The sequence below is a fragment of the Candidatus Marithrix sp. Canyon 246 genome (genome assembly GCF_001723685.1).
GTDB lineage: Bacteria > Pseudomonadota > Gammaproteobacteria > Beggiatoales > Beggiatoaceae > Marithrix.
Window position 1 is genome coordinate 218,335 of sequence record NZ_MCBX01000003.1, and the last position, 9,906, is coordinate 228,240.

Below are 9,906 nucleotides of genomic sequence, written 5' to 3' on the forward strand. Positions count from 1 at the left end.
AGCCTATGTTGCATAAAATTTAAGTGTTATTGGCACGAGCTATGAATAGTAGAAAAGTTTTATAAGCAAATTGAAAACAGGAGAAGCAAAAGAAGATGCTTGATAATAATCATGAGGTGCTTTCTAGCGCAACACTTGAACAAAGACGAAGAGAAATGCAAGATATTGGGGGTATCGTCTGGTTAATTGATTTATTTTTAAGCGAATTGCCTAATTATGAAAAGGAATTGAAAGACGCAATTACTACCGAAGATAGTAATGCACTTTATTTAGCCGCTCATAAATTTAGAGGTAGTTGTGCTAATTTAGGTGCAATTGCTATGGTTGAATTATGTAAAGAATTAGAAACATTAGGGCAAAAAGGCGATATGAAACCAGCAACTGTTATAATGGCTAATTCTTTAGATACTGAAATTCAACGCTTAAAACAAGCTTTGGAACAAGAAAGAGAATAAGCAATAAGCAAATTAAAGGGCAACCACAACAGGATTGCCCCTATTGGAAATAAACATGAATTCTCATACTATATTACTTACAGACGATAGTCGAATTTCTCGAATGCTAGTGCGTGGTATTATTGAACGTGCTGACATAGAAACCGAAATTATTGAGGCTAGTAACGCTAAGGATGCTCTAAGCAAACTTACAGATAGACAAATTAATATCGCTATATTGGATCTTAATATGCCCGGCATCGATGGTTTAATGCTAGCAACTGAATTATTAGCCCGATTTCCAATCCTAAAAATTGGATTATTAACCGCTAATGTACAAGACATTGTACGCGACAAAGCCAAAGCATTAGGTGTGACTTTTATCGCGAAACCAATCACCGAACAGAAAATTTTAACTTTTATTTCAGCCATTTAAATAAAATAGCTGAAATAATTACAGTTAATATTCCTAAGCTTAAAAAAATATCTGCTATAGTAAATCCTATCTGTAATACAGCAACAGTGCTTAAAGCTGAGATTACCATAAATAAAGCATTTAAAATATTATTAGCCGCAATAACTCTAGCGCGACGATTTGGATGACTGCGTTTTTGCACCATTGCATTTAAAGGTACAATATAAAACCCTCCAAATAATCCGATTAAGACTAAATCTAATAATACTCGCCAACTGCCTGCAATATCTAAAAATTGTATTGCATTCATTTGCGCTTCTGGTAGTGATAAAGCGATGAAATGTAAGCTAGAAAAGTAAATATCAATAGAAAATATAATGATGCCTATCGCACCTACAGGTACTAAACCCAGTTCAATACGACCATTTGACAGTCTTGCACACAGCATAGAACCTAATCCAATACCAACGGAAAACATGGTTAATAATAAAGTCACCACTTCATTATTACTGCCAAGAATATATTTACTATAAGCAGGTACTTGTGATAAATAAGTCGCGCCTATAAACCAAAACCATGAAATCGCAATAATTGCAATAAAAACACTGCGATCTTCTAAAGCATAGCGCATTATTTTCACAGTTTCAGTTGCTATATTCCAATTGATTTTTATTTTCTCTGTCGAAACTGCCGTTGGAATATAACGACTGCTAACAAAACCTAAGATTGCCAGTATTATTACCAAACAGCCAATTATTAAAGCTCCATTAGTTAAAGATATTAAAATACCACCTAAAATTGTACCTAATAAAATTGCTAAAAAAGTACCCATACTAATTAAACCATTAGCAGCAGTTAATTCTTCTGTGGCTAAATGCTGAGGCAATATACTATATTTCAATGGACCAAATAGCGTAGATTGTGTCCCCATTAAAAATAATAATACAATTAACATTAATATATTTTGATAATAAAAAGCTATAATGGCTAAAGACATTATAACAATTTCAAGTATTTTAACGCGCCTAATTAATTGTGATTTTTCATAACAATCAGCTAATTGCCCTGCTGTAGCAGAAAATAAAAAATATGGCAGAATGAAAATTCCAGCACTTAGCGTCACTATGATATTGGTATCAATACCATATAAGCTACTACCTTGAAATATAATTAAGATTACTAGGGCATTTTTATAAACATTATCATTAAATGCCCCTAAAAATTGTGTAATAAATAATGGCAAAAAACGACGAGTTTTTAATAACTGGAATTGACTCATAATGAAAATATATAAAGTTGGTGGTGCTGTACGTGATAAATACTTGAGTATATCAAGTAAAGATACAGATTGGGTAGTAGTTGGAGCTACTGTTGATGAATTATTATCACAAGGATATACCCCAGTTGGGCGCGATTTTCCAGTATTTTTACATCCTAATACTCATGAAGAATACGCTTTAGCTCGTACAGAACGTAAAATTGGCAAAGGTTATACAGGTTTTACCGTTTATGCAGCACCTGATGTTAGTTTAGAAGATGATTTATGTCGGCGCGATTTAACTATTAACGCTATGGCAGAAGATTCAGAAGGCAAATTAACCGACCCTTTTAATGGTTTAGCAGATTTACGTGCTGGAATTTTACGACATGTTTCACCTGCCTTTGTCGAAGATCCAGTACGAATTCTACGTGTAGCCAGATTTGCTGCTAGGTTTAACTTTCGTGTCGCTGATGAAACCTTAGCTTTAATGCAACAAATGGTTAAGAATTCTGAAGTAGATAGCTTAGTGCCAGAACGGGTATGGCAAGAAATGGTACGAGCATTAGCTGAACCACAACTGCAATTGTTTTTTGATGTATTACAAACTTGTGGTGCTTTAGCCCGAATTTTTCCTGAAATTGATTATAATTCATTACATTTACAACAATACAATGACACTCAAATAACATTTGCAGTGCTGTGTAAAGCTGTAACATCAATAGAACAGTTGTGCAAACGATACAAAGTGCCTAGTCAATATCGCGATTTAGCTATATTAGTTGCACGTCATGATTGTACAAAATTATTTACAGCTACTAGCATAGTAGAAACCTTACAAAAACTAGACGCTTTTCGACGACCACAACGATTTGAACAATTTTTAATAGCGGCAGAAACTGAAGCTTGTGACACACTGCGTAATGCCTTTAAAATTGTAAGTAAGATAGAAGTTGCAGCAGTATTAGCTCATGGATTTCAAGGCGCAGCAATCAGCAAAGAATTGCAGCGGCGACGAATAGAAACATTACAGCCAAACCTGACAGGTTTTTAAAACCTGTCAGGTTTCATTTCTGAAATGCTGCTACTGGAGGCGTTAATATTTGTTCAGCGTAATCAATATCGACTGTTTGTTCTTGTATATCTTGTAAGGCTAATTCAGCATCATTCCAACCTTTTAAACCAGTCTTTAAAGATTTTACTGACTTATAACCCATCAACTGCATGGTATGAGCCGCTAACACGCTACGATTACCAGAACGACAAATCACAACAACATCCTGATCTCGTGCATTTACCAGTTTTGCTACCGTTTCATGATAACCATATTCGCAACTTTGCTCTAAAATACCACGAGGAACATTAAAAGAACCTTTGATATGTAAGGCTTTAAATTCATCAGGCTCACGTATATCAAGCAATAATGGAATGTTATTAGATTCTAATATTCCCTCTAAATCCCAAGGAAAAATTTCTTCAATATGCTGTAAGCTATCACTAATTAATTCATTGAAAGTTTTCATCTATTAATAATAATGGGTTGTTTAAATTTTCAAACTGGTTAATAATAATTAATATATAATAATATCTTTTTATTTACTTAGAGGAGCTTTTTTAAAATGGATCAAGGTTATTATGATAACGTTAGTAAAATGGAACAAATGTCAGTAAATAAAGATTATTTACTTGGCTGGGTTGGTGGTTATTTGCATAATCCAATGCGTGAAGAGCAACGTGTGAATGATGCTTATGAAGCTGGATATGCTGATGGCGAAAATAATAATTCTGATAATTTTGAACAATGGGTTAAATAAATAAACCTTATAAAGGCAATATATATATATATTGCCTTTATAAAAGTAGGTAAAAAATATGCAAACTGTGCGTATGTATAGCACACAAATTTGTCCCTATTGCGTTAGGGCAGAAAATTTGTTAAATAGAAAAGGTGTAGAAGTAAAAAAAATTCTGATTGATCATAACCCAACAGAATTAAGAGCAATGATTAAATTAACTGGGCGACGTACAGTTCCTCAAATTTTTATTGGGGATAAACATGTTGGCGGTTATGATGATTTAGTCGAACTTGATATGGATGGAGAACTTGAGCCGCTTTTAAATGCTTGATTCTCTACAGATGTGTTGCTAAAATGAGACATAATTTTTACGTTTAATTCAGTAAAGGATATCTATATGCTTGATACTCATAAAATTCTACTAGGGGTAGTCGCTGGAACATTGTTATCTACACCAGCAATGGCTACAAATGAAGACAGTCATTATCTTCTGTTGAAAAATCAAAATGATAAGCCTGTTATGACAACTTGGGAAAATGAGTGCGTTCTTACTCCTCAAACTCCTAATACTCCAGCTAAATTATTTGAACAATGCGGTGATTCTACCGATAGAGATGGAGATGGCATACGCGATAATGAAGACAAATGCCCTGATAATACGCCTGAAGAAATATCTAAAGGTGTATATCAAAACGGTGATAAAATGGGTTGCCCATTAGATTCTGATAATGACGGTGTACCAGACTATCGTGACGATTGTCCAAATAATACACCTGAAGAAATCTCTAAAGGCGTTGATGAACGCGGTTGCCCATTAGATACTGATCAAGATGGCGTAGCTGATTATAAAGATGAATGCCCAAATACTCCATTTGGTATGGCTGTTGACGAAAAAGGTTGTCAAATTGTCGAGAAAGAAGAAAAATTCGTACTCACCGGTGATGTAAACTTTGCTTATAATAAAGCCGATTTAACTCCACAAGCTAGAATGACATTGGATAATTTTGTTAGAAAAATTAGTAATCCAGCATTCGTTAAGCTAGAAGTAGTTGGTCATACTGATAGTAAAGGTTCTGATGATTATAATCAGGGCTTATCAGAAAGACGTGCTATGAGTGTGGCTGAATACTTGATGGATAATGGTGGTATTGCGGGTGAAAATATTACCCAATGGGGTGAAGGTGAAAGAAATCCTGTAGCTTCTAATGACACTAAAGTTGGTCGTGCTAAGAACCGTCGGGTTGAAATTAAAATTATTACTTATAAAAGAAAATAAGTAACTAATAAATTATATTGATAATATTATGCGGTGTTCCGAAAGGAACATCGCATTTTTTTTGCAAGTAAGTATTTACTTCATTAATAATTTAAGAGGTTTAAATTTGAAACTTATAGTAACCGGTGGTGCAGGCTTTATTGGTTCTGCTGTTATTCGTCACCTTATAAACGAAACCGATATCACAGTCATGAATCTGGATAAGCTCACATATGCAGGTAATCTTGAATCCTTAACACCTGTGTCAGATAATCCACGTTATCATTTTGCTCAAGTGGATATTTGTGATAAGCCAGCATTAGAACAAGTATTTACCAGCTTTCAGCCTGATGCTGTTATGCACTTAGCCGCTGAATCACATGTAGATCGTTCTATAGATGCACCAGCAGAATTTATCAATACCAATATTGTTGGTACTTATAATTTATTAGATGTATCGCGCCATTATTATGCGAAAAAACCACAGTTTCGTTTTCATCATGTATCAACAGATGAAGTTTATGGTAGTTTAGGCGCAACCGGTTTATTTACAGAATCGACTTGTTATCAACCCAATTCACCATACTCAGCTAGTAAAGCCGCTTCTGATCATTTAGTTAGAGCTTGGTTGCATACCTTTGATTTACCAGTAGTTACTACCAATTGTTCCAATAATTATGGACCATATCAGTTTCCAGAAAAACTAGTGCCGTTAATAATTCTCAATGCTTTAGAAGGTAAACCATTGCCAGTCTATGGTAAAGGTGACAATGTACGCGATTGGCTTTATGTTGATGATCATGCTCGTGCCTTATGTTTAGTATTAGAACAAGGTGAAATCGGTGAAACTTATAATATTGGTGGGCATAATGAGAAGACTAATTTAGAAGTTGTGGAAACTTTATGCTCATTATTGGATCAAATGTTACCAAATTCAGCACATAAACCACATTATGAATTAGTCAATTTTGTCACAGATCGCCCCGGGCATGATTTACGTTATGCTATTGATGCTACAAAGATTGAACAAACTTTAGGCTGGAAACCAGAAGAAACTTTTGAAACTGGATTAGCTAAAACCGTGCAATGGTATTTAGATAATCGCGAGTGGTGGCAACGAGTACAAGATGGTAGTTACCGTGGCGAACGTTTAGGAGTGTTATCATGAAAGGAATTATTTTAGCAGGTGGCTCAGGCACACGTTTACACCCAGTAACTCAGGTAGTTTCTAAGCAATTATTACCGGTTTACGATAAACCAATGATATATTATCCATTAACAACTTTAATGTTAGCGGATATTAAAGATATTCTGATAATTTCAACTCCACAAGATACCCCACGTTTTGAGCAATTATTAGCTGATGGTAGCCAATGGGGAATTAATATCAATTATGCAGTACAAGCATCACCAGACGGTTTAGCACAAGCCTTTATTATAGGAGAGTCATTTATTGGTAATGATAATTGTTCTCTAGTATTGGGTGATAACATTTTTTATGGTCATAATTTACAAAAACAAGTACAACACGCGGCAGGATTAACTAGCGGCGCGACAGTATTCGCTTATCGAGTGCATGATCCAGAACGTTATGGTGTAGTTGAATTTGATCCAGAAGGTAAAGCTTTGAGTTTAGAAGAAAAACCAGAAAAACCCAAATCTAATTATGCCGTAACTGGGCTATATTTTTATGACAATGAAGTGGTTAATATTGCCAAAAATATAAAACCATCAGCTCGTGGAGAATTAGAAATAACTGATGTCAACAAAGTATATTTAGAACAAAACAGATTATCAGTAGAACAAATGGGGCGAGGCATGGCATGGTTAGATACAGGAACTCATGAAGCACTAATGGAAGCCTCATTATTTGTAGAAACCATTGAAAAACGGCAGGGGCTAAAAATTGCCTGCCCAGAAGAAATCGCTTGGCGCAAAGGCTATATTAATAACGAACAATTACAACAATTAGCCCAGCCGTTAATGAAAAATTATTATGGCAAGTATTTGAATTCTTTGTCAGCTTAGAATTAAACCTGACAGGTTTTTAAAACCTGTCAGGTTTGTTCAACTAATTATCCAATATTCCTTTTGGAGTTAGATTAAAGTTTCCAATAAAGTCTATTATCAAATAAATAATTTTACATATGATTATGAATACACATAATATAACCAATCTTATGTTATAATTCAAATAATTATTCACAAGAAATAGCTAAATCATGCAATACCCCTTAACTGAAAAAATAGGCGAACCAGAATTACTAGTTGGGCGAGAAAAGGAATTTAAACACTTCGGCAAATGGATAAAAAACATACCAAAAAGACTCTCCAAATCCAGAGTAATAATAGCCAGAAGGAAAAGCGGCAAAACTAGCTTTGTACAACGAATTTTCAACCAATTATGGACAGAAAATGGAGCTGTGATACCATTTTATTTTGAGTTTGATGAAAATAAAATGTGGTATCCAAATTTAGCGATAGATTATTATTGTGCTTTTGCTTCACAGTATATTTCCTTTATTACTCGAAATCCAAAATTAGTCACAGATCATTTATCTTTGAAACAAATCAAAGAATTTGGTGTAAGTAATTCAATTACAACATTAGTCAATGATGTAGATTTTTTAATTGAAAATAAAGAACTTGGAAGTAGTCATGAATTGATGTGGAAAACTGCTTGTGAAGCACCACATCGTTATGCTTCTGTTCTTGATACTAAATTTTTAGTGATTTTAGATGAATTTCAAAATATTACTAAATATATATATCCAGATCAAGAGTATCAAACAGCAGCAATTGAAACTCTAGCTGGCAGTTATCATTCTCTTGCTGAATCAAAAGTTGCTCCAATGCTAGTAACTGGCTCTTATGCTGGTTGGCTATTAAAAGTTATCAGTAAATATTTAGAAGCAGGAAGACTAAGTCAAATACGTTTTTCTCCTTATTTAACCGAAGACGAAGGTTTAGAAGCAGTCTATAAATATGCTTCATTTTATGATGAGCCTATTACTAATGACACTGCTATGCAAATTAATAAATTGTGTATGGCTGATCCATTCTTTATTTCTTGTGTAATAATAAGTAGTTATGAAGATAAAAATTTAACCATATCAAAAGGAGTAGCAGATACAGTTGATTATGAACTTTCAGAAGAAAATGCTGAAATGTATTTAACATGGGGAGAATATATTCATCATACTGTCAATGAAGTTAATGATAAAAATGCTAAAAATATTTTATTGTTTTTGAGTAAACATAATGAAAAATATTTTACACCCGAAGATTTGAAACGAGAATTAACATTGAATTTAGAAGTTAATGAAATTCATAAACAATTAATAGTTTTAAAAGAAGCTGATTTAATTAATAGAGGTGTATCTAATATTAAATATAAAGGTTTAGAAGATGGAACTCTTAACTTAATATTACGTAAAAGCTATGAAGAAGAAATAGACGGATTTGAACCTGATTTTAAGCAAGAATTTTATGACAAAATTACTGCATTAAAGAAGGAAAATAAACAACTACAAGGTAAGCTAAATTATTTTTCTGGTAAAATGGCTGAAAATCTGTTAGCTACTGCTTTAAGAAATAAAAAACGTTTTAGTCTATCTAAATTTTTTCAGAATGTTAAAGATAATACCGCTTTAAATATTCAAAAAGTTAAAGAAAGAGTTCACATTCAGCGTGAAGATGGCAAAAACATGGAGCTTGATATTGTTGCAGAATCTTCATGTGGCAGAGTTGTTTTAGTAGAAGTTAAAAAAACTAAGACTAAAATTGGTTTAAATCAGCTTGAAGATTTTCAAGAAAAGGTTGAGGTTTATAAAACTCTTTTTCCTGACGCTATTGTTTTAGCGGCTTATTTATCTTTGGGTGGTTTTACTGATGAGGCTGGTGATTTTTGTTTGAAGCATGGAATTGGGGTGGCTGAGAGAATTGAGGAATTGTAGTTAGCGAAGTAAACCTGACAGGTTTTAAAAACCTGTCAGGTTTGTTCAACTAATTATTCAGGCAAAACAAACAATCGTTGTTCTGCTCCATCAGGATAAGTAATCATAACATCATTGCTATCTGGGATTTCTGTTACTTTTACTGTTTCAGATCTTGCTTTTCCTTGTTTCACTTGATAGTCTAAACGACCTTTAAATTTTTGACCATCAATTTCAATTTCCAATATTCCTTTTGAACTTAGGTCAAATTTTCCTAAAGCTGACATATCTGCTGGGGATGGGTAGAAAATTTGTTCTCGTTTTTCTCCATTTTCATCTTCAAATATTAGAGCTAGATTGCCATCTTCTTTGCTAATAAAGCCGTTTGGTGTATCTTTATCAACTGTTCTGGAGGCTAAATCTGCTCTGCCGCTATACCAAACTGTTTCAGTCACTGGAACTTTAATGTTACCATCATTACTAATATTTACTTCTGGTAAATTAATTTTAATTAAAGTTTCTTTAAAAGTTGACATATCTTGTACCGCTGGAGGAGCTAATACGTCTATTTGTGTATCAGTTTTAAAGCGTACTGTTTGTCCAGATTCTAGTTGCAAACGTTCTGCTTCTGATAAATGCTTTACTTTCATTGGATTGACAGCATAGCGTATTCCTTCTATATCCAAATAGATAAAACCTTTGTCATGTTGAAGAATTGTTAATTCTGGTGACTCAAAGTCTGGTAGACGATTAATTGCTGGTAAAATACCTTTTCCTCCTAGCACTGGATCAGCAGATAAATCTACGCTTTCT

General features: G+C 33.7%; 12 protein-coding genes. 9 read left to right on the top strand and 3 right to left on the bottom strand.

What is annotated here, in order from left to right; translation table 11 throughout:
- The first annotated feature begins 95 nt into the window (after window positions 1-95).
- Window positions 96-455 (top strand): Hpt domain-containing protein, encoded by a 360-nt coding sequence (locus BHU68_RS03595; RefSeq protein WP_069471979.1) that lies wholly within the window; start codon window positions 96-98, stop codon window positions 453-455.
- A 55-nt stretch (window positions 456-510) separates the two neighbouring features.
- The gene (locus tag BHU68_RS03600) at window positions 511-870 is read left to right on the top strand and encodes a response regulator (RefSeq protein WP_069471980.1); all 360 of its coding nucleotides are present in this window, start codon (window positions 511-513) and stop codon (window positions 868-870) included.
- Here BHU68_RS03600 and BHU68_RS03605 read toward each other — a convergent pair.
- Entirely contained in the window at window positions 854-2,128 is a 1,275-nt protein-coding gene (locus BHU68_RS03605; protein WP_069471981.1) for an MFS transporter, read from the bottom strand. The genes BHU68_RS03600 and BHU68_RS03605 overlap by 17 nt on opposite strands.
- 1 nt (window position 2,129) lies before the next feature.
- Here BHU68_RS03605 and cca point away from each other — a divergent pair, with 1 nt between their 5' ends.
- Window positions 2,130-3,161, top strand: a complete 1,032-nt coding sequence (gene cca / locus BHU68_RS03610) for a hypothetical protein (protein WP_069471982.1) — start codon at window positions 2,130-2,132, stop codon at window positions 3,159-3,161.
- A gap of 13 nt (window positions 3,162-3,174) precedes the next feature.
- Here the strand turns inward: cca and BHU68_RS03615 are convergent, their stop codons facing one another.
- Window positions 3,175-3,630 carry a rhodanese-like domain-containing protein gene (locus BHU68_RS03615; RefSeq protein ID WP_069471983.1) on the bottom strand — a complete coding sequence of 152 codons (456 nt, stop codon included), beginning with the start codon at window positions 3,628-3,630 and terminating at the stop codon, window positions 3,175-3,177.
- A gap of 96 nt (window positions 3,631-3,726) precedes the next feature.
- On the opposite strand from BHU68_RS03615, the gene BHU68_RS03620 reads away from it, so the two are divergent.
- From BHU68_RS03620 to BHU68_RS03645, 6 genes are all read left to right on the top strand, one after another.
- Window positions 3,727-3,921: an Alvin_2107 family globule sulfur oxidation protein gene (locus BHU68_RS03620; protein ID WP_069471984.1), complete on the top strand. Its 195-nt coding sequence runs from the start codon at window positions 3,727-3,729 to the stop codon at window positions 3,919-3,921.
- A 58-nt stretch (window positions 3,922-3,979) separates the two neighbouring features.
- Window positions 3,980-4,234, top strand: coding sequence for a glutaredoxin 3 (grxC, locus tag BHU68_RS03625; protein ID WP_069471985.1), 255 nt, complete (start codon window positions 3,980-3,982; stop codon window positions 4,232-4,234).
- A 66-nt stretch (window positions 4,235-4,300) separates the two neighbouring features.
- Window positions 4,301-5,179 carry an OmpA family protein gene (locus BHU68_RS03630; protein WP_069471986.1) on the top strand — a complete coding sequence of 293 codons (879 nt, stop codon included), beginning with the start codon at window positions 4,301-4,303 and terminating at the stop codon, window positions 5,177-5,179.
- Between the two features lie 106 nt (window positions 5,180-5,285).
- Window positions 5,286-6,326, top strand: a complete 1,041-nt coding sequence (rfbB, locus tag BHU68_RS03635; RefSeq protein WP_069471995.1) for a dTDP-glucose 4,6-dehydratase — start codon at window positions 5,286-5,288, stop codon at window positions 6,324-6,326.
- Complete coding sequence (rfbA, locus tag BHU68_RS03640; protein WP_069471987.1) at window positions 6,323-7,186, top strand: glucose-1-phosphate thymidylyltransferase RfbA; 864 nt, start codon at window positions 6,323-6,325, stop codon at window positions 7,184-7,186. The genes rfbB and rfbA overlap by 4 nt, the downstream gene beginning before the upstream one ends.
- A 194-nt stretch (window positions 7,187-7,380) precedes the next feature.
- Window positions 7,381-9,114, top strand: a complete 1,734-nt coding sequence (locus tag BHU68_RS03645; RefSeq protein WP_069471988.1) for a hypothetical protein — start codon at window positions 7,381-7,383, stop codon at window positions 9,112-9,114.
- A 53-nt stretch (window positions 9,115-9,167) separates the two neighbouring features.
- Here BHU68_RS03645 and BHU68_RS17115 read toward each other — a convergent pair.
- A partial coding sequence (locus BHU68_RS17115; RefSeq protein WP_171900384.1) for a hypothetical protein occupies window positions 9,168-9,906 on the bottom strand: 739 nt, incomplete at its 5' end.